General features: G+C 59.2%; 16 protein-coding genes and 1 tRNA gene. 9 read left to right on the forward strand and 8 right to left on the reverse strand.

Translation table 11 applies throughout. The annotated features are described in order from the left end of the window. The 6 genes from queF (at position 1) to SR908_RS14475 (ending at position 5,160) form a co-directional block, all read left to right on the forward strand. A complete protein-coding gene (queF, locus tag SR908_RS14450) occupies positions 1–834 on the forward strand; it encodes an NADPH-dependent 7-cyano-7-deazaguanine reductase QueF (RefSeq protein WP_246920965.1) in 834 nt (277 codons plus the stop codon). Between the two features lie 83 nt (positions 835–917). Beyond that, complete coding sequence (locus SR908_RS14455; protein WP_246920967.1) at positions 918–1,478, forward strand: nitroreductase family protein; 561 nt, start codon at positions 918–920, stop codon at positions 1,476–1,478. Between the two features lie 26 nt (positions 1,479–1,504). Then, positions 1,505–1,984 carry a YiiD C-terminal domain-containing protein gene (locus SR908_RS14460; protein WP_246920991.1) on the forward strand — a complete coding sequence of 160 codons (480 nt, stop codon included), beginning with the start codon at positions 1,505–1,507 and terminating at the stop codon, positions 1,982–1,984. 104 nt (positions 1,985–2,088) lie between these two features. Continuing rightward, a tRNA-Ser gene (locus SR908_RS14465) sits at positions 2,089–2,176 on the forward strand. Positions 2,177–2,577: 401 nt separating this feature from the next. Further along, on the forward strand, positions 2,578–4,317 hold the full coding sequence (locus SR908_RS14470) for a hypothetical protein (protein WP_246920969.1): 1,740 nt from the start codon (positions 2,578–2,580) through the stop codon (positions 4,315–4,317). A 144-nt stretch (positions 4,318–4,461) separates the two neighbouring features. Continuing rightward, on the forward strand, positions 4,462–5,160 hold the full coding sequence (locus tag SR908_RS14475) for a hypothetical protein (protein WP_246920971.1): 699 nt from the start codon (positions 4,462–4,464) through the stop codon (positions 5,158–5,160). 378 nt (positions 5,161–5,538) lie between these two features. Here the strand turns inward: SR908_RS14475 and SR908_RS14480 are convergent, their stop codons facing one another. Continuing rightward, complete coding sequence (locus tag SR908_RS14480; protein WP_246920972.1) at positions 5,539–6,063, reverse strand: cytochrome b; 525 nt, start codon at positions 6,061–6,063, stop codon at positions 5,539–5,541. 195 nt (positions 6,064–6,258) lie between these two features. Between SR908_RS14480 and SR908_RS14485 the strand changes: the two genes are divergently transcribed. Continuing rightward, positions 6,259–7,473 (forward strand): ABC transporter substrate-binding protein, encoded by a 1,215-nt coding sequence (locus SR908_RS14485; RefSeq protein ID WP_246920974.1) that lies wholly within the window; start codon positions 6,259–6,261, stop codon positions 7,471–7,473. Between the two features lie 128 nt (positions 7,474–7,601). Further along, positions 7,602–8,968, forward strand: a protein-coding gene (locus SR908_RS14490; RefSeq protein ID WP_407652255.1) for an IS3 family transposase whose coding sequence is annotated in 2 segments (ribosomal slippage) — positions 7,602–8,064 and positions 8,064–8,968 — 1,368 coding nt in all. Because the reading frame shifts where the segments join, the coding sequence is not laid out codon by codon here. Between the two features lie 114 nt (positions 8,969–9,082). On the opposite strand, the gene SR908_RS14495 is transcribed toward SR908_RS14490, so the two are convergent. From SR908_RS14495 to SR908_RS14515, 5 genes are all read right to left on the reverse strand, one after another. Then, the gene (locus SR908_RS14495) at positions 9,083–10,027 is read right to left on the reverse strand and encodes a branched-chain amino acid ABC transporter permease (RefSeq protein ID WP_179703129.1); all 945 of its coding nucleotides are present in this window, start codon (positions 10,025–10,027) and stop codon (positions 9,083–9,085) included. Further along, positions 10,027–10,896, reverse strand: coding sequence for a branched-chain amino acid ABC transporter permease (locus tag SR908_RS14500; protein ID WP_097024204.1), 870 nt, complete (start codon positions 10,894–10,896; stop codon positions 10,027–10,029). The genes SR908_RS14495 and SR908_RS14500 overlap by 1 nt, the downstream gene beginning before the upstream one ends. A gap of 3 nt (positions 10,897–10,899) precedes the next feature. Further along, the gene (locus SR908_RS14505; protein WP_097024203.1) at positions 10,900–11,607 is read right to left on the reverse strand and encodes an ABC transporter ATP-binding protein; all 708 of its coding nucleotides are present in this window, start codon (positions 11,605–11,607) and stop codon (positions 10,900–10,902) included. Beyond that, a complete protein-coding gene (locus tag SR908_RS14510; protein ID WP_097024202.1) occupies positions 11,604–12,419 on the reverse strand; it encodes an ABC transporter ATP-binding protein in 816 nt (271 codons plus the stop codon). Before SR908_RS14510 ends, SR908_RS14505 begins: the two co-directional genes overlap by 4 nt. A gap of 162 nt (positions 12,420–12,581) precedes the next feature. Next, the gene (locus tag SR908_RS14515) at positions 12,582–14,336 is read right to left on the reverse strand and encodes a methyl-accepting chemotaxis protein (RefSeq protein WP_097024201.1); all 1,755 of its coding nucleotides are present in this window, start codon (positions 14,334–14,336) and stop codon (positions 12,582–12,584) included. 378 nt (positions 14,337–14,714) lie between these two features. Here SR908_RS14515 and SR908_RS14520 point away from each other — a divergent pair, with 378 nt between their 5' ends. After that, positions 14,715–15,716 (forward strand): aldo/keto reductase, encoded by a 1,002-nt coding sequence (locus tag SR908_RS14520; protein ID WP_246921432.1) that lies wholly within the window; start codon positions 14,715–14,717, stop codon positions 15,714–15,716. Between the two features lie 246 nt (positions 15,717–15,962). Here SR908_RS14520 and SR908_RS14525 read toward each other — a convergent pair whose 3' ends face one another. Further along, the gene (locus tag SR908_RS14525; protein ID WP_246921429.1) at positions 15,963–19,073 is read right to left on the reverse strand and encodes an efflux RND transporter permease subunit; all 3,111 of its coding nucleotides are present in this window, start codon (positions 19,071–19,073) and stop codon (positions 15,963–15,965) included. After that, complete coding sequence (locus tag SR908_RS14530) at positions 19,073–20,191, reverse strand: efflux RND transporter periplasmic adaptor subunit (RefSeq protein ID WP_246921426.1); 1,119 nt, start codon at positions 20,189–20,191, stop codon at positions 19,073–19,075. Before SR908_RS14530 ends, SR908_RS14525 begins: the two co-directional genes overlap by 1 nt. Positions 20,192–20,326 lie beyond the last annotated feature (135 nt).

Consider the following 20,326-nt stretch of genomic DNA (forward strand, 5'->3'; position numbering starts at 1 on the left):
ATGAGCGAACGTGACGAGACTCTCGAGCATGCGCCGCTAGGGCGCGAGCCGGCGTATCCCGAGCAGTACGACGCCGGCCTGCTGTTCCCCATCCCCCGGCAGGCCAACCGCGCGCCGCTGGGGCTCGACGACGCCGCGCTGCCGTTCGAGGGCGAGGACGAGTGGCACGCCTTCGAGCTCTCCTGGCTCGATGCGAAAGGTAAGCCGATCGTCGCTGTGGCCCGGTTCCGGCTGCCCGCCGACTCGCCCTCGCTGATCGAATCGAAGTCCTGGAAGCTGTATCTCAACAGCTTTAATCAGACGCGCTTCGACAGCCGCGAGGCGGTGGTCGAGACACTCGAGCGTGACCTGGCCCAGGAGGCAGGTGCGCCGGTGACGGTGGCCCTGTTCGGCGTCGAGGACGATGCCCTGACGCCCCGGGCGCTACCCGGCGAGTGCCTGGACGATCTCGACGTGAGCATCGAGCACTACACGCCGACCCCCGAGCTGATCGAAGTCGGCGAAGAGATCGTCGAAGAAACGCTGCACTCGCATCTGCTCAAGTCCAACTGCCCGGTGACCGGCCAACCCGACTGGGGCAGCGTGCTGATTCGCTATCGCGGTCCCCGACTGGAGCGCGAGGCCTTGCTGAAGTACCTGATCTCCTACCGGCAGCATCAGGACTTTCACGAGCACTGCGTCGAGCACCTGTTCGTCGATCTCATGGCGCGGGCCAGGCCAGAGCGGCTGCTGGTCATGGCGCGCTACGTGAGGCGGGGCGGGCTGGATATCAGCCCCTGGCGGGGCACGCCCGGCGAGCGGCCGCCCACGCCACTCCGGCTGGCGCGCCAGTAAGTGTGAAACCTGACGCCATGCATTGAACGCAGGCGACTTCGGCCGCACATCATTACCCTATTCAGACGGCCAAGGAGATGTTCATGGATGCCATGACCTTACTGCACGAGCGCAGCTCGATGGGGAAACTGGCCGCGCCCGCCCCCGATCGCGATCAATTGGACGCGCTGTACCGCGCCGCCTTGCGTGCGCCCGATCACGATACCCTGACCCCGTGGCGGTTCATCGAGTTCTCAGGGGAAGGGCTCGACCGGCTGGGCGAGCTGTATGCCAAGGCCGAGCAGCGTCTTAATCCGCACATCGACGATGGCCACCTGGACGCCGCGCGCAAGAAGCCCAAGCGTGCGCCGATGATCATCGCGGTGATCGCCAAGGTCACGCCTGATCATCCCAAGGTGCCGCGTATCGAACAGCTGCTTTCCGCCGGCTGTGCGGCGCATGGCATCCTGCTTGCGGCACAGGCGCAAGGTTTGGGCGTCATGTGGCGCACTGGTCACTACGCCTTCGACCCCACCGTGCGTGAAGGCCTCGGCCTTGCCGAAGACGACGAGTTGGTTGGCTTTCTGTATCTCGGTCAGATGGGCGGGCGCCACAAGCCGCTGCCCGAACGCGATCCGAGTGACTTCGTCGAGCGCTGGTCGTGAACGGTACGCCACGCCGCCCGGGGGTGATGCATCCCCGCTTGCCGTTGCCCGAGGCGAGCGATGGAGACGATCTCGAGAGCTTTCTCGCCTGGCTGCGTGAGGCGATCCCGCAGGTTGCGCATTACGGCATTCACTCGCCTGCCTGGGACGCGACGACGCTCCACTGGCAAGTCGCGCTGGATGCCAACCTCAATGACAAAGGTACCGGCTTCGGCGGCGCGCTCGCCGGCGAAACCACCTTGCTCGGCTGGTGCTGGACGACACTATGGCTACGCGCTCAGGGCAGGGCGCAAGACGTGGTGATCGCCGAAGGCCAGCAGCGTTTTCTCGCCCCCGTTACCACGGACTATCACATGCAGTGCTTCCCTCTCGAAGCGGACGGCATTGCCCGCCTGGAAGCCTCGCTGGCGGAGAAGGGGAGAGGGCGCATCAAACTCGTTCAGCGCGTCTACTGCGGCGACACCCTCTGCATGGAAGCTCAGGGCAGCTACGCGGTACTCAAGTGATTCCCCGTCGAGACGGAAAATCGCTTGCAAAACAGCACTTAGCTCGATAGTATGTGCGCCGTTCTGACGGACATGCAACGCCGCCCGACGGGACGACAATTTGCGGAGGGGTGTCCGAGTGGTCGAAGGAGCGCGCCTGGAAAGCGTGTAAGCCGAAAGGCTTCGAGGGTTCGAATCCCTCCCCCTCCGCCAGAATTTAAAAAAGCCGCTGAGCCATCAGCGGCTTTTTTTGTGCCTGCCTTATGGAGGAACCTCCCCGCACTTACTGGGCTCCTGCCCTCTTCTTCGCCATCCCCGTCTGGTCGCATATCCGCTCATTTAGGAATGACAGCTACTGTGGCTTTCGGTAGTGTTTCCTAAGTGTTTTGAGTGGTAGGCGGATGTGTGGTCCTTAGCTATTCGGGACTAGCTCAGAGGTAAGCATCAAGCGCGTGCAACGCGTCGTGGGCGGGGCCTGGCTGTTGATCAGCGATTATTCACGTTATGAAAAGAAATTGTCCAGCTAGAGAGCATGAAGGACGTGGAAATCTTAGGGTGATGCCAGGTCAGTATTGGACGAGCTTTGTAAGCTCTTGTAGTGATAGGTGACGCTTATGGATGGTGGAAAGTATCAGCATTATAAAAATATTGTTGCTGAATTTTTGCACGATGAAGACCAGAAGGTTTTGATTATTCATGGAAACTGGGGTGCGGGGAAAACATGCTTTTGGAAAGATGTTGTACAAAACGATCCTTATTTCCAAGAGAGTTGGTGGCGAAAGTACTCTTATAGCTCTATGTTCGGGCTCACTTCCTTGGGGGAGGTTAAAAAGGCGATTTCTAGAGATAAAAAGGTTTTATTCAAACCTGGTGCGTTTTTAAAATATCTAAAAAGGCCTGAGAATTCAGTGTTCCATAAGGCCGTTGGTGTGGTGAAGTTTCTTTGGTACATGGTTGTTTTTTGTTTTTCTTGGCTTTTGAAATATTTCGAGTCCTACCCACCGTTTAGTATAGCTAGCTTTTTCGTGAATGATCTTAACTTTCGTTCAATCAAAGGGTCGCTTGTTTGTGTTGATGATTTGGAAAGAAGAGGTGAGGGGCTGGATGTTAAAACTGTTTTTGGGCTGGTTGATTATCTAAAAAGTAGTATGGGATGTAAGGCTGTAATAATATCGAATGTATCGAACGATAGCGATGAGTCGGCATTTCGATCTTCGTTTGAGAAGTTGGCAGATGTGGAGATTGAGTTTTCGTTGAATGTAGATGAGTACTTAGATGAAATTGTTTGCCGCAACTTGGATGAGGATGAGAAGGGTGCGTTTAGAGAGTGCTTTGAAAATTTGGGAGTGAATAACATTAGGGTTGTTGAGAGGATATTTTTACATTACCAGAAGTTTTCAAGAGTGATTGGCCAAGACCATCCTGCCTTTCTGCGAAATTCCCTCATTATTTCGTTGACAGTGCACTGCTGGATTAAGTATGCAAGTGACTCACCGCCTTTGGATTTTATTGATAATAAGTACCAAGCCATTCGGCTTCCAGATGATAATGGTAACCTGACACCAAAAGAAAAGAATTGGGAGCAACTCATTTCTGAAGTGGGGTTTAGCACTGTGCACCCACCTTTGGAACAATGTGTGAGGTTGTCTGTTTTACAAGGGTTCGTAGATTTTGTTTGTCTTGATGAAGCTGTTGTGAAATTAGATGACTTGCATTTTGAGAACAGTCCGGCCTTGAGAAAAGCATATCAGCTTTATCATCAAGATTTCTATGCTAGAACAGACGATGTTCTCGATCTGTTGTGGGAGGGGGTCACAAAAAATCCAAAGGATATCTCTCTCCTTAACTTTAATAATGCGATTATTTTAATAAAGAGGATCGATGAGGAGAGGGACGTTGGTGATGTTGTTGGTAATTTTTTTAGGGAAAACCCGAGATTTGCAAAGTCACATGTGATGCTTGATCAAGACATTTCAGCCATGCATTTTATCGATCACTGGGATCAGGATGTCTATGCGGGGTTTGTAAAGTCTACTCAAGAGTATGTAGATGGTCTTCAGGTACAGGAAGTTATGTTAGGGATTTTTAAAAACGAGTATGAGATAGACTCAAATACCAGCAAAGTGATAGCAAGCGGTGAGGTGACTGAAATTGTGGATTTGATTAAAGGAATTGAGTCATCTAGCGTAAGAGGTGTAGTGGAAAAGTTTGTTGTGTTTTCTGAACGATTTGGCCGCCTTCCTTGTGAAAATGGTCTAGAAGCTTCTGAAAAAATAATTTCAGCACTACGATGCATTTTAAATGAGTCAAAGGTTAACAAGGTGAGGGTTGGCGATCTCCTAGAAGGGAGGTAAGTTTACTAAAATAACTTTCAATATAAAAGATCCTCCTTTTTCATCTTTAAAAACAGCATTAAGAGATGTTAAGTTGTTTGTGTCTAAGACGTAAGCGAGAAAAGGTTTGTAATGTCTTCAACTAGATGTACGCAGTGCTGGAAAATGGTTAATGCCTCAGCAAGGAAATGCCCTCATTGCGGGGTGCATAAATATTTATTTTTGTCTAACCAAGAAGCGCTGATCGAAAAAGACAAAGCTAGACAGGAAGAGAAAGGCATTTCATCGTATATAGTAAGTGTTCTAGGGGTCCTGGCTCTTGCCTATTGTTCATGGGGATACATAGTTCCTGCAGTACAAGATTTTGAAACGAAAGACATGGTAGCGTTTTTCGACGATGGTGACAAGAAAGTAGGTAGCACTGAAAGCGCGGGGATTAGTTCTTCTGACAGCAATTCCCCCAATCCCAATAAACACCCCATAGAAATTGAAGAAAGCCCTAACTCAGCCCCCTTTAGAAAAGCTGAAATATGTCGAGCAGGTGTGGCCGCTGCAATGGGGAGATCCTACAGCATAACACAGATAGACGGTACGCAGGGGAGCGTATACTATGTATCTTATACACGCCCTCAAGATGGTAAACAGTGGAGATATCGCTGCAAGATTGACGACAACACTATTATTTGGGCAAGCATAGATGGACGATGGAGGACTCACCCACTAGATGGCGTGATTAGGTTCGCGGTGGATGAGAATGTTTTAAAGATCATCGAGGCCTATAAAGATAGGCAGGGTGAGTTCGGCTCGGGCACAACAACGCTTTTTGAAAAACAAGGTAAAGTAGTCAAAGAAGTTGAGACATAGATACTATTAGGGCCCTTCTAACAGGGGCCCTTCCTTTTCGGCAGTTAAAGCCTATTGTTTTTCACGCTTCCGTTTCATTACTCTACTCATCGTCACGATGGGCATCCAAAACCTTAGTGGTGCGGTTACCGATTACAATATCGGCTGTTCGAAAAAACGCTCTCTCAGCATCTTCATCTGCCGTGAACTCCGGCACTACATCTCGGGTAGCAAAGGAGGTGTACCCAAGCGAGCTGATGAAGGGGAGCACGAAAGCCGTCTTGGTAGCTTCCCGTCCAGCTATGCATCGCTGTCCTATTCGGGCGGCCACGCCCGGCCGCTGAGTTGGTAGCGGCCGGGAAGTGGCCCATCAGGGGAGAATAGAGACGGCCACATCGCCTAGCGCCCGAGCATCCGGTGTAGCGTGTCGTCACGCCGAATCAACCGGTGATAGCCAGCCATGACGATATGCCCGGTTACCAGCGCGGATAGGAACCAGGAAAGTGGTGCATGGATTTGGCCGAACGTGGCGGCCCAGGGCACATCGGCGTCGGCCCAATACGCTGTATCGAATACATATACGCCATAGCCTGACCCCCAAGTGAATGCCATACCCGAGAGCGGCATCAGCAACAGCACCAGATACATCAGCGCGTGACCCCATATCGCCGCCTTTTGAAGTGAGCCACGGTGCTCTGGTCGGTGCCTGAGTTGCGAGATGGCCCACAGCGTGCGTATGGCCATCAAGGAGAGAATGCCGACGCCGATGGTGGTATGCCACTGCACGACAGCCTGACTGTAGACGTTCCCTTCCCAGAAGATATTGAACAGCGAACTGGTCAGCTGAAGGATGACCAGAATCGCGATGAGCCAGTGCAGGGATCGCGTGAGGCTGCCGTAGTGGCTGGGTGAGTCACTCAACATGACGTAAATCCGTATTAAAAAGAATGTCTTATGTTCTCATCTTTGGATTCAAATTTCTTCATCGATGTTCTCTCTCCCCGATGCTTTGTCTAATGTCAGCGATCCGCTTATGCTGAATGTCGGGTTGATAGCAAAATGAAGGGTCATACCCGCCGATCAATCAACAATTAAGGTCTGCACAAGGAGTCTTCTGCAATGACCGTCAAGAAACCGCTTATCGGTGCTATTTCCGCGGTGGCCTTGGCCACCAGTCTTTCCGCCCTGGCCGAGCCGCTCAAGATCGGTGTGCTGGTGCCGCTGACCGGCGACCTGCAAAGCTATGGCGAACCCGCGCTCAAGGCGACGCAACTTGCCGCCAAGGAGATCAATGCCGCCGGCGGCGTGCTCGGTGAAGACGTCGCGATCAGCAGTGGCGACACCCAGACCTCGCCGCAGCCCGGCGTCGCCGCGGCCCAGAAGCTGGTCAACATCGAGGGCGTCAGCGCGATCATGGGCGCGCTCTCCAGTGGGGTGACCATTCCCGTGGCGCAGAGCGTTGCCAAGGGCGAACAGATACCGCAGATCAGCAGCGCTTCGACTTCGCCGGTCATTACCTCGCTCGATGACGACGACTTCCTGTTCAGGACCGTGCCGTCGGACGCCTTCCAGGGCGTAGCGCTCTCCGAGGTGACGCAGGAGAAGGGCTACGACAATGTCAGCATCATCTATATCAACAACGACTACGGCAAAGGGCTGGCCGAGGCCTTCACCCAGGCTTTCGAAAAGGCGGGGGGTACGGTGTCTGAGACGGTAGCTTACGAGCAAGGTCAGGCAGCCTATCGCGGTGAACTGCAGCAGGCGGCCAGCGACGATGCGGACGCGCTAGTACTGGTCGGGTACCCGGAGAACGGACAGACCATCCTGCGTCAGTCTCTGGAAGGCGGTTTCTTCCAGAACTTCGTGTTCACCGACGGTATGAAGGCCCCCGAGCTGGTCGAGAACCTGGGCGCTCAATACCTCGAAGGCTCGGTGGGTACCGTGCCGCAGGCCCGCGACGATTCACCGGGGGCTCAGCACTTCAGCAGTGCCTATGAGAGCGAATACGGCTCGCTGCCGCCCAAGCCCTATCTGGATACCGCCTACGATGCTTTCTATCTGCTGTCGCTGGCGGCCCAGGCGGCGGGTTCCACCGATAGCGTGGCGATTCGCGATCAGCTGCGTGCCGTCGCCAATCCGCCGGGCGAGCAGGTCGGTCCGGGCGAATTCGAGAAGGCCGCCAAGCTGCTCGAGGAAGGCCAGGAGATCGATTACGAAGGTGCTTCCGGCTCGGTCAACTTCGATGACAACGGCGACGTACCGGGGACCTTCGGCGAGTGGGCGTTCAAGGACGGTGAAGTGGTGACTAACCGAATCTTCGAACCCACGATGTAATCGCTCGTCAGGCGGTCGGATATCGACTGGCCGACGCGACGATCTTTTCAGCAGTACCCACGCAACGCCCGGCCTAGTGAACTGCACCCCGAAAGTTGGACATCCAATCCAACCTTCGGGGTGTTTCTATGAAGAACCAGTACAGCGACCAGTTTAAGCTGCAAGTGGTGCAGCAATACCTGAGTGGAGATGTCGGCCTAGAAGTGGTTGCCCATCAGTTGGGTCTGGACTATTCCATGGTCAGGCGATGGGTGGAGCAGTACCGGCAGCATGGGCCTTTGGGATGGCGCCAAACACGCCGTCACTACAGCCCAGCGTTCAAGCGTGAGGTGCTGGAAAGGAGGTGGCGCGACGGCTTGTCGATCCGACAGACCGAGATCCTGTTTGATATCCGTGCTGCTGGCGCTATTGGCAGATGGGAGCGTCAGTACCATAGTGGTGGCCTAACTGCCTTGGAACCGAAACGTACGGGACGCCGCCCGATGCCCCAGAAGCCCCCATCGCCAACGCCTGAGCCTCCCGCCGATGGTGAGCGCTCCCATGAGGAGTTGCTCGAGGAGCTGGCCTATCTGCGGGCAGAGAATGCCTATCTAAAAAAGCTCGATGCCTTGGCCCGAGAGAAACGGGCGACGACACGGGGCAAAAAGCCCAAGCCGTCCAAGGGTTAAGGCATGAGCACCCCCTAGCGCTGCTGCTGCGTGCGGCATCGCTGCCGCGCAGCACGTTCTACTACCAGCTCAAGGCCCTGAGGGCTGACGATCTGTATGCGCCTCTGAAGGCGCGTATCCAGGCGATCTATGATCACCACAAGGGACGCTATGGCTATCGCCGTATCACCGCTGTGCTGCGCCAGGCAGGCGAGGCGGTCAACCACAAGACCGTCCAGCGGTTGATGCAGCAGCTGGGCTTGAAGTCCCGCGTTCGCCCCAAACGATATCGAGCTTATCGCGGCGTCGAGGGCTATGCCGCTCCCAATACGCTACAGCGTCGATTTCAAGCCCAAGGGCCGAATCAACGCTGGGTGACCGACATCACCGAATTCAAGGTCAATGACCAGAAACTCTACCTGTCACCGGTCATGGATCTGTATAACGGCGAAATCATCGCCTTCCAGACTGGGCCACGACCGGTATTCGGCCTAGTGAAGCATATGCTGAAGAGCGCCTTTGACCGGCTCAGGCCGGATGATCGGCCTCTATTGCACACGGATCAGGGGTGGCATTACCGCCACCCTAACTATCGTCGCCTGGTGGCGGAGAAGCGGATACTGCGCAGCATGTCACGGAAAGGGAATTGTCTGGACAATGCCGCTATGGAGAGTTTTTTCGGCACCCTGAAAGCGGAGTACTTCCATCTGAACCGGTTCGATACCGTTGAGCAGTTGCAGCAAGGCATTGCCGAGTACATCCACTACTACAACCATCAGCGGATCAAGCAGAGACTAAAAGGCCTGAGCCCCGTGCAATACAGGACTCAGGCCATGGCCGCCGGTTAAGAGAACTAACCGTCCAACGATTGGGGGTCAGTTCACTAGGCCGGGCGTTGTCGTTACTGTCATGACAGGAAACGTATAGGGTGAAAGCCGTTGGAGCGTCGCCGACGCAGGTGCTCAGCGTTTTTTGGCGATCAGCTTGGGTGGCTTCTCGGGCAGAATCCCCTCGGGCCGAGTGACCAGGATCACCTGCAGCAACACACCGATCAGCAGCACGCGCAGGGCCGCGCCCTGGGTGGCATGTTCTGAGGGCAGCATCCCGGTGAGTAGCTCGGTTCCCGACCACACGCCCCACACCACGATGGCGCCAAGGATCGCCCCGCGATTGTTGCCGCTGCCGCCGGCAATCAGCATCACCCAGACCAGAAAGGTGCCGTAGAGCGGCATGAACGCCTCGGGGCTGAGAAAGCCGAAGAAGTGGGCATAGAGCCCGCCGCCCAGGCCCATGATCGCCGAGCCCAGGACGAACGCCTGCAACCGGAAGCCGGCGATCGACTTGCCGGCCGCGGCGGTGGCCGGCTCATTCTCGCGAATGGCGCGCAGCACGCGGCCCCAGGGCGAGGCATAGGCGCGTTGGACCAGGAAATACACTCCAGCGACGAACAACGCCACGATCACCAGGTAAACGAACGGGTTATCCAGCACGGTGTCGGCGAACGGCCGCTCGATGCCGGCGATGCCGCGTACGCCGTTGGTCAGCCAATCCTCGTTCTTGACGAACAGGCGGACCATCTCGGCTATGCCGATCGAGGCGATGGCCAGATAATCAGTGCGCAGGCGCGCGGTGATCAGGCCGACGATCAGCCCAAGCAGCGTCGAGGCGATGACCGCGCCGGCCAGACCAACCAGGAACGGCATGCCGAAACCGCCCAGATAGGCGGGGCTCGATGGCGTGGTGAGGATCGCGCTGGTATAGGCGCCGACCGCGAAGAAACCGGCGACACCGATGTTGAACTGGCCGGTGAAGCCCCACTGCATGTTGAGGCCCAGTGCGAGTACGGCGTAGACGCCGGCGAAGGTCAGAAACGAGATCAGGTACGAGGCGATGCCGGTGAGTTCCATCACACAGTCCCCTTGAAGATGCCCTGCGGACGCAGAATGAGCATGCCGACCATGATCGCGAAGGCCACGGCGGGCTTGTAGGCGGCGGGAATCAGCAGCGTCGACATCTCCATCGACACGCCGATGATCATGCCGCCTGCGATGGCGCCGTAGGGCCGGCCGATGCCGCCGAGAATCGCCGCGGCGAACACTGGCAGCAGGGTGGTCCAGCCCATCACCGGATGCAGGCGCGTGTCGATACCCAGAAACACGCCGGCCGCACCTGCCAGCGCACCGCCGATCACCCAGGTGACCATGATCACGCGCTCGGCGGGAATTCCCGATACCAGCGCCAGATCCATGTTATCGGACATCGCGCGCATCGCCTTGCCCAGCCGGGTACGCGTCAGGAACAGGTGCACGCCGGCGACCAGGCCCAGCGAGATCAGCATGATCCATAGATGATCGGGCTTGAGTCGCATCCCGCCCAACCAGTCGAGTTGCCACGGAAACTGGATGCCCGAGGCGTACGTCTGGTTGTCAGAGCCCCAGATCAGCTGTACCAGGCTGCGCAGGATCAACGCCATGCCGAACGAGGCAATCAGCAGAATCACCGGCTGGGTACGGCGAATGCGCCGGTAAAGCACCTGGTCGATGAACACCGCGATCACCGCCATGCCGACCATCGCCGCGGGCAGCGCCCACCACGAACTCAGTCCGAAGGCCGAGATGAAGGACAGGCCGAGGTAGGCGCCCAAGGTCATGAAATCGCCATGCGCGAAGTGCGCGAAGCGCAGGATGCCGAAGATCATCGACACGCCGATCGCGCCCATGGTCAGGACGCTGCCCAATACCAGGCCGTAGATGAGAAGTTGCAGGATATCGGTCATGGTTCAGCCCCCCAGGAACATTTCGGCGACTTCCGGGTTGGCCAACAGATTGGGGCCGGTGTCTTCGTAGCGGTTGCTACCGGTGGCCAGCACGTAACCCCGGTTGGCGATGGACAGTGCCTGCTTGGCATTCTGCTCGACCATCAGCACGCCGATGCCCTGGGCATTTATTTCCTGAATGCGCTCGAAGGTTTCATCGATCAGCAGCGGCGAGAGGCCGGCGGTGGGTTCGTCGAGCATCAACAACTGCGGGTCGATCATCAGCGCACGGCCCATGGCGACCATCTGGCGCTCGCCGCCGGACATCAGTCCGGCCTGCTGGCGCCGCCGCTCGGCAAGCTTGGGAAACAGCGTGTAGACCTTGTCGAGACGCCGCGCTAGGTCGCCCTTCATCAGGTAGGCCCCCATCTCGAGATTCTCGCCCACCGTCAGCGACGGAAAGACGTTCTTCTCTTGGGGCACATAGGCGATGCCGCGGCGGACCATCTGTTCGGGCTTGGCGTTGGTGATTGTCTCGCCGCGGTAGCGGACCTCGCCTTCGCGGATGTGCAGCAGGCCGAATATCGCCTTCATGGCAGTGGACTTGCCAGCGCCGTTGGGGCCGACGACGACCACGATCTCATCACTTTCCACGCGCAGGTTGGTGCCCTGAAGGATGTCGGCGCCGCCATAGCCGCCATAGAGGCCCTTGGCTTCGAGCAGGCTACTCATGAGGGCTCTCCTTCATCCGTCGAGGGCTGGCGGGCCGTTTCGCCCATCCGGCCGCTGGCGCCACCGCCCAAGTAGGCCTCGCGGACCTCCTCGTTCTGGCGCAGCGCCTCCATTGAGCCGGAAGCGATGAGCTCGCCATCGGCCATCACATGGACCGGCTCGCAGAGTGCCGAGATCAGGTCCATGTCGTGCTCGATGACGCAGAAGGTGTAGCCGCGTTCGCGGTTGAGGCGCAGGATCGCTTCGCGGATCTTGCCCAGCAGGGTGCGGTTGACGCCGGCGCCGGGTTCATCGAGCAGTACCATCTTGGCGTCGGTCATCATCGTGCGGCCCAGATCGAGCAGCTTCTTTTGCCCACCCGAGAGGTTGCCGGCCAGTTCGTCGGCGACGTGGGTGATCTCCAGAAACTCGAGCACGTCGTCGACGCGGTCCAGCACCTCGCTGTCCTGCCGCTTGACCTTGTCCCAACGCAGCCAGGTCTTGAACAGGTTCTCGCCGCTTTGCCCCGGCGGCACCACCATCAGGTTCTCGCGCACCGTCATGCGCGAGAATTCATGCGGAATCTGGAAGGTGCGCACCAGGCCACGGTGGAAGAGTTTGTGGGGCGGCAGGCCGGTGATGTCGTGGCCGTCGAGCAGCACGCGGCCGCTGGAAGGGGGGAAGAGTCCGGCGACGATATTGAACAGCGAGCTCTTTCCGGCCCCGTTGGGCCCGATCAAGCCGGTGATGCTGCCCTGCGCTACCTCGAAGGAAACGCCCCGTACCGCCTGCAAGCCGCCGAACGCCTTGGAGACGTTGTCGATTCGAATCAAGGAAGAATGCCTCGTAAGCGTTTTGTTGTGGTTGTGCGCGCGCGGATCTGGCTATTAGCCGGGCTCCTCTCGCTTAGTTGAACTTGTTCACGAAATAACACAATTCAGACTATCAGGCGATTGATATCAATGTCATGTTTCTGGGCCTCGTCTGAAAAGCGCCTAAAACGCTTCCCAGTCATCACCCTCGCTGGTTACCGGCGACTTGGTTTTCTCGCTTCGTACCGGTGCCGCGTATCCCGCCGGCTGCGAAGCAGATGGACGGGATGTCGCCGAGCCCTCGTCCTCGCCGAGCACAAAGCCGTTGATCAACTGGCTCAGACGCTGGGCATGCGCGCGCATGGCATCGGCGCTGCCGGAAGTATGCTGAACCATGGCGGCGTTCTGCTGGGTCATGGTGTCCATTTCCGTCACCGCAACATTGACTTGGCTGATGCCATTGCTTTGCTCCCGCGCGCCCGCGCTGATCTCGCCGATCACATCGGTGACGCGGGCTACGCTGGTGACAATCTCCTGCATGGTCTCGCCCGCATTGCGTACCAGTTCGGTGCCCGAGCGGGTGTACGTCACGGAGGTGTCGATCAACTCACGTATCTCCCGCGAGGCCTCGCTGGAGCGGCTGGCGAGGGTGCGTACTTCTTCTGCGACTACGGCAAAGCCGCGGCCGTGCTCGCCGGCGCGGGCTGCTTCTACCGAGGCGTTGAGTGCCAGGATATTGGTCTGGAAGGCGATTGAGTCGATCATGGTGATGATCTCGCCGATCTTGGTCGCCGAGTCGTTGATGTCGCTCATGGTTCGCTCGACTTGGCTCATCGATTCTTCGCCGCGGCGCGCTACGTCGGCCGTGGTTTGGGCCAGCTGATTGGCCTGCTGGGCCGATTCCGCGCTATGCGTGACGGTGGAGGTAATCTCTTCCATCGAGGCCGAGGTTTCCTGCAGATTGGCGGCAGCCTGGTCGGTACGTGTTGCCAATTCTTCGCTACTGCGGGCGATCTCGTCCGAGGAGTGAGAGACCTGTGCGGTACTGGCGCGCACCTCGCGAAGGGTCTCTTGCATGCGTACCACGAAGGCATTGAATTGGGTCGCCAGTTCGCCGACCTCGTCGCGACTTTCAATTTCGAGTCGCCGGGTCAGGTCACCCTTGCCTTGGGCGATGTCTCGCATAGCATGAGCGGTGCGGCGGATGGGCTGGATGGTGCGCCGGGTCAGCCAATAGGCGATGATGGCAACGACGACGAAGATGGCTGCACCGATCAGTACGGTAGCGATCAGAACTTTGCGCAGTTCGGCCGCTTGAGTAGCCTCGACAGCGGCCATGGCCGCGTCGATGCCGGTTACATAAGTGCCGGCGCCCAGCATCCAGTTCCACTTGTCGATACCGGTAGCGTAGGAATACTTGGCTTCGGTCTCGCCGCTGTCCGGATGCGGCCAGGCGTACTGATAATGACCGCCACCCTGCTTGGCGAGCTCGATCATGTCGCTAATCAGCAGATTGCCATGTTTGTCCTGGGTCTCGATGGCGCTCTTGCCGATGCTCTCCGGCTTCAACGGCTGCACCAGGGTGGTCCCCTGATAGTCGTAGACGAAGACGTAGTTGTTGCCGTCGAAGCGCATGCTGCTGAGGATCGCCTTAGCCCGGGCCTGAGCTTCGGCGTCGTCGGGACCGGCCTCGGCGACGATCGGTTCAATGGCAGACTTGGCGGTCTCGATAACGTTCTCTACGGCGGCTTTACGCGATTCGACCAACATGTCGCGCTGCTCGGCCAGGGCGGTGCGTGACGCCTGGACAAGGTCGTAGGCGACCACCCCGATCAGGGTCATGGTCATAAACAACAGTGGAATGAGTACCAGCAGCAGGACCTTATTCTGCAGGCTGAGCGAAATACCGCGGTGCGCACCGTGTCTTGTTGTAGCCATCCAGACGAGCTCCCGTCGACAGAGTGAATGCTTCATGCCATTGTCATATCGGCATATCTGAGAGCGTCTGGATGCGACTTTGGTTACTGATACTTAAGTCATTCCCCGAAAGATTCATGAAGCGTACGAATTGCATCTCGCCGTCAGGGGGCAGGGGAGTGGTGGCGCTAGGACATGAGCTGCATGGTATCGATGATTGCCGCCTGGAGTCTGATGCGCTCGACACTCGTCTCGTGCGCAGCGGTGCTACCCAGAAGCGCTATCCCTCAGGCATATCATGGAAACCACAGCCTTGCTTGCCGTTCTCTTGCTAAGCTGTGTGTCTGTCACCCCGGTTGCTTGCCGGTTGTTTTCTTTTCCGCGTACAAGGATTTCCTCATGTCGAATGTGTTGTCTCTTCTCGAGGAGGTTGCGTCGCCGACCATCGGGCTCGGCTGCATGAATCTGTCCCATGGTTACGGGACGCCGGTGCCGGAGGCCGAGGGCGTGCGGGCGTTGCAGGCGGCGTTCGAGATGGGGTATCGGCATTTCGATACCGCGACCCTCTATGGAGCGACGGCCAACGAGTCGCTGGTGGGCAAGGCGCTCGAGGGGCGGCGCGATCAGTTGCTGCTGGCCAGCAAGGGCGGCATGGCGATCGATCCGGCGCTCGGCCGCAAGGTGATCGATGGACGCCCCGAGACGCTGCGTCGCCAGTGCGAGGCGAGCTTGCAGCGCCTGCGGACCGACCGGCTGGATCTCTATTACCTGCATCGCATGGATCGCCAGGTGCCCATCGAGGAAAGCGTCGGGGCGCTGGGTCGTCTGGTAGAAGAGGGCAAGCTTCGTGCGGTGGGGCTTTCCGAGGTCTCCGCCGAGACGCTGCGCCGTGCTCACGCAGAGTACCCGGTGGCAGCGGTGCAGTCGGAATACTCGCTGTGGACGCGCAACCCCGAGATCGCCTTGCTTGCAGCATGCCGTGAACTGGACACCACGCTGGTGGCGTTCAGCCCGTTGGGCCGAGGCTTTCTCGCGGATGCAGTGCCGGACCCGGCGCACCTGGAAGAAAGCGACATGCGTCGTGGCATGCCGCGTTTCAGTGCCGAGCATTACCCGCATAACCAGCGCTTGCTGGCGGATTTCACTGCGCTGGCCGATGAGCTGGAGATGACCCCGGGGCAGTTGGCGCTGGCGTGGGTGACGGCGCAGGGCGCGGATATCGTGCCTATTCCCGGCACGCGTGATGTCGCGCATATGCGCGAAAACCTAGCGGCGGAGACGCTGCGGCTGGATGCGGCCTCGCGCGAACAGTTGAATGCGATGATGACACCCGATCAAGTACGTGGCGGACGCTACAGCGAGGCGCAGCAGGCGGATATCGATACCGAGGAATTTGCCTGACAGCGAGATGCCCCACGTGGTGCGTTTGGCGCACAGGTCGTGTTGCTGATCTCTGACAGGCAAATCACCGACAACCTCTTAGAATGAAGGTGCGGCGAAGGATGCGCCGTGCAAACTCCCGGCTAGGATGGCCGGGGTTTTTATTTTCCTCGCCGTTCCCTGCGTTTCCCCTTTCTCTCCCGTTTTCATGCTGGCCGTGCGCCTGACGCCGACTGTGTCGGTGCCGCTTTTATCACGACGTTCCTCTCATCCTGACGTTCCTTCCATCTCATGCGCCAGACGCCGGCTGACATCGTTGGGCGAGCCGGTATGTCGTGCCAAAAGATCGTAGGCCACGGGCACGACGAGTAGCGTAAACAGCGTCGCGGCGGCCACGCCGCTGAAGATGACCGTGCCGATGACGAGCCGCGTCTCGGCGCCGGGGCCGCTGGCGAAGATCAGCGGCACGGCACCGGCCATGGTGGTGACGGCAGTCATCAGGATCGGACGCAGGCGTGTCACCGAAGCGTCTATCAGGGCATCACGGAAGACGCGGCCCTCGTCGCGCAGCTGGTTGGCGAACTCGACGATGAGAATGCCGTTCTTGGCGGCCAGCCCTACCAGCATCACCATGCCCACCTGACTGTAGATGTTCAGCGACTGACCGGTCAGCCACAGGCCGAGCAGGGCGCCACTGATCGCCAGGGGTACGGTCAACATGATGACCAGCGGATGCACGAAGCTTTCGAACTGCGCCGCGAGCACCAGAAAGACCACCAGCAAGCCCATGATCATCAAAAAGGTGGTGGCGCCGCTGGATTCCTGATAATCCCGCGAAGGACCCTTGTAGTCGATCATGGCGTCGGCGGGCAGTTCGTCGTCGGCGAGAGCGTTGAGGTAGCCGAGGGCCTCGCCCATGGAGGTGCCGTCCGTGAGGTTGGCCTCCAGGGTGATCGCGCGCACGCGGTTGAAACGGTTGAGCTCGCTGGCGTCAGCATAGTTGCTGAGTGTCACCAGACTCGCCAGGGGGATGAGCTCGCCGCTGCGGTCGGAGCGCACCTGGATGTTGTCCAGCGCGCTGGGGCTGCGCTGCGTGTCGCGCTCGCCCTCGAGGATGACGTCGTATTCCTCGCCGTCGTCGACGTAGCTGGTGACGCTGCGCCCCCCGAGAAGCGTTTGCAGCGTGCGGCCGATGGTGTCGACGTTCACGCCCAGCGCGGCGGCGCGTTGGTAGTCGATCTCGATGCGCAGTTGCGGCTGGGTCTCCTTGTAGTCGCTATCCAGGGCGGTCAGCCCCGAGTCCTCGTCCGCGCGAATGCGTTCGAGCAGGCGATCGCGCCAAGTGACCAGCGATTCGTAGGTGCCACCGCCGATGACGAATTGCACCGGTTTTTGAATGCGCCCCCCAAAGCCTTGCCGCATCACCGGGGCCGCCTCGACGCCGGGCAGGTCCGCGAGACGCTGGCGTACGTCGGCCATGATCGCCCAGGCCGAGCGCCGCTCGCCCCAATCGGCGAGACTCACCACCACCATGCCATCGTTGAAGTTCTCGATGTTGCCGTAGCCGCGCGGCGCGCGTACCGAGATGTTGCGCAGCTCGCCCTTGTCGACCATTGGCAGCAGGCGTGCTTCTATCTCGTCCATGTAATCCTGCATGTAGTCGAAAGTGGCGCCTTCGGGGCCGTTGACGAGGATGAAGAAGTTGCCGCGATCTTCCTGCGGGGTGTACTCGTTGGGCAGTTCGCCGAACAGCCACACGGTGGCGCCGAGCAGCGCGGCGAATGCCACGAGACACCACCAGCGCCACCGCAAAAGGGTGACCAGTACATAGCGATAAAGGCGCTGCGTAGCGTCGAGCAAGGTATGCACGGCATGGCTGATACGGCTTTCATGCATGCGGGGGTCAAGCACCTTGGAACACATCATCGGCGCCAGCGACAGCGCCAGCAGGCACGAGATCGCCACGGCGGCGGCCAGGGTCAGCGCGAACTCGGTGAACAGCCGGCCGATATCGCCACGCAGAAAGCTCAACGGCACGAACACCGCGATCAATACCAGGGTGGTGGCGATGACGGCGAAGCCGATCTGACGCGTACCGCGAAATGCGGCAACGAGCGGCGTTTCGCCGTAAAGCTGCATGCGTCGGTGAACGTTCTCGAGCACCACGATGGCATCGTCGACGACCAGGCCGATCGCCAGCACCAGGGCGAGCAGCGTGAGCAGGTTGAGCGTGAAGCCGAAGGCGTTCAAGGCGATGAAGGTGCCGATGATCGAGATCGGCACGGTGACTGCAGGTATCAGGGTGGTGCGTATGTTGCCCAGGAACAAAAAGATCACCACGACGACCAGCCCCATGGCGATGAACAGCGTGGCCACGACCTCTTTCAGGGCGCCGGAGACGAACACCGAGGAGTCGAAGTTGAGCCGCAATTGCATGCCATCGGGCAGTGTCGATTCCAGGCGCTCCATCTCCGCCTTGACGCCCTGGGAGACCTCCAGAATGTTGGCGGTGGACTGCTTCATGATGCCCAGGCCGACCATGGGCACGCCGTTGCCGCGAAACAGCGAGCGCTCCTCCACTGAGCCGACCTCGACACGTGCTACATCGCTCAGCCGCGTGAGATAGCCATCGTTGCCCTGGTCGATGACCAGGTCGCGGAAGTCGTCGTCGGTTTCGAAGCTACGTGGCAGGCGCAAGGTGAACTGGCGTGAGTCGGATTCCAGAAAGCCGGCGGGCAATTCCACGTTCTCGGCGCGCAGCGCGTCTTCCACATCGGTGGTGGTAAGCTCACGAGCGGCCAGGGCGTTACGCTCCAGCCATACGCGCATGGCGTATTCCTTGCCGCCGCCGACGCGTACGCGCGACACCCCCGTTTGCGTGGAAAAGCGGTCGACCAGGTAGCGATTGGCGTAATCGGTCAGTTCGGGCACCGAGTAGCCTTCCGCCGTGAGGCTCAGCCACATGATGACGTCATCGCTGCTGTCGGATTTTTCCACCTCCGGGGGATCGGCTTCCTCGGGGAGGTTGTCGCTGACCCCGGAGACGCGATCGCGAATGTCGTTGGCCGCCGCTTCGATATCGCGGTCGAGGTTGAAGGTGATGTCGATTTCCGACTCGCCATCGCTGCTGGTCGACTCGATAAGATCAATGCCTTCGATGCCGGCGATGCGGTCCTCGATCACTTGCGTGATGCGAGTTTCCACCACATCCGCCGAGGCGCCGGGGTAGTTCGTTTCGACGCTCACCACCGGCGGGTCGATGGCAGGATATTCCTGCACCGGGAGCCTTTCGAGGGCGAGGAGGCCAAAGGCGATCAGTAGCAGGGCGAAGACGGTCGCCAGCACCGGGCGCTGAATGGCGGTATCGGAAAGACGCATCAGCCGCTGTCCTCTTCGTCGCGCGCGGCCTTGAGGATGTCACTGATCTCACGGCTGCCATCGTCGAGCGCCAGTATGTCAACGTGGTCGCCGTCGCGTACCTGGGTGGTGCCGTGGCTGACGACCCAGTCGCCCGCTTGCAAGCCGCTGTGTATTTCGACCTCGCCGGCGCGGCGCGCGCCGATCTCTACCCGGCGGCGCTGAATCTGGTTGTCTGCGTCGCGCGCAATGCGCATCACGTATTGGCGTTCGCCGCTGGGCACAAGTACCGACTCCGGTACCACCAGCGTCTCGCGGGAACGACGCTCCAGGGTCACGATCATCAGCATGCCGGGGAGCAGTGTGCGATCGGGGTTGGGCAACTGAGCACGCACGCTGACGCTGCGCGACACGGGGTCGATGCGGGTGCCGATGCTGGTGACCTCGCCACGAAAAATCTGTTCGGGATAGCTGGCCGTGGTGGCGCTCAGTGACATGCCGGGCTCAAGCGCGCCGAGAAACGTCGCCGGGACGGTGAAGTCGAGCTTCATATGGTCGAGCTTATCTAGGGTGATCAGCTCGGTGCCGGGGGTGACCAAGGCGCCGACACTGATGTCCCGCTGGCCCACGGTGCCGGCGAAGGGCGCGCGTATTCGATGGTCGGCGAGGCTGGATTGTATCTCGTCGATCTGGGCATTGACCTGCGCCAGTTGGGCCTGGGCGTCTTCATATTCGGCGCGGGTGCCGACGTTGCGATCCTGGAGTTGCCGGGCGCGGCGCACGGCGTTTTCGCGTTCTCGGCGCAAGGCTTGAGCGGCACGCAGTTCGGCCTGTTCTGCGCTATCGTGGAGGCGGATCAGCAGGTCGCCTTCCGCGACGCGTTGGCCGTCGTTGAAGCTGAGCTCGGCGATGGTGTCGGTCACGGTGGCGGAAAGCGTCACGCTCTCGTCGGCACGCAACGTGCCCAGCGCTTCCAGCGGATCGCTCCATTGGGTGGTGGTAACGGGTGCGGCGATGACCGATGTGCGTGTGTCGGTGTCCTGTGCGTTGGCGCTGCCCAGCATCAATAGGCCAACTAGCGCCACCGCCCAGCGATGTTGGCCATGGGCGGTCACGGCTAGCAGAGAAGGTACGTGCATAGTGTCTCGTTATTGTCTCGGCTCGTTGATGACGACTGCGGGAGCAGCGCCTGCGTGCGCTGAAATGTTGCTGAATGTCTCTTGTTGTATCCGACCCGGGCGCTGGATAAAAGGGCGTACTGGCGCATGCGACAT

It is taken from the genome of Chromohalobacter canadensis, from assembly GCF_034479555.1.
Lineage (GTDB): Bacteria > Pseudomonadota > Gammaproteobacteria > Pseudomonadales > Halomonadaceae > Chromohalobacter > Chromohalobacter canadensis.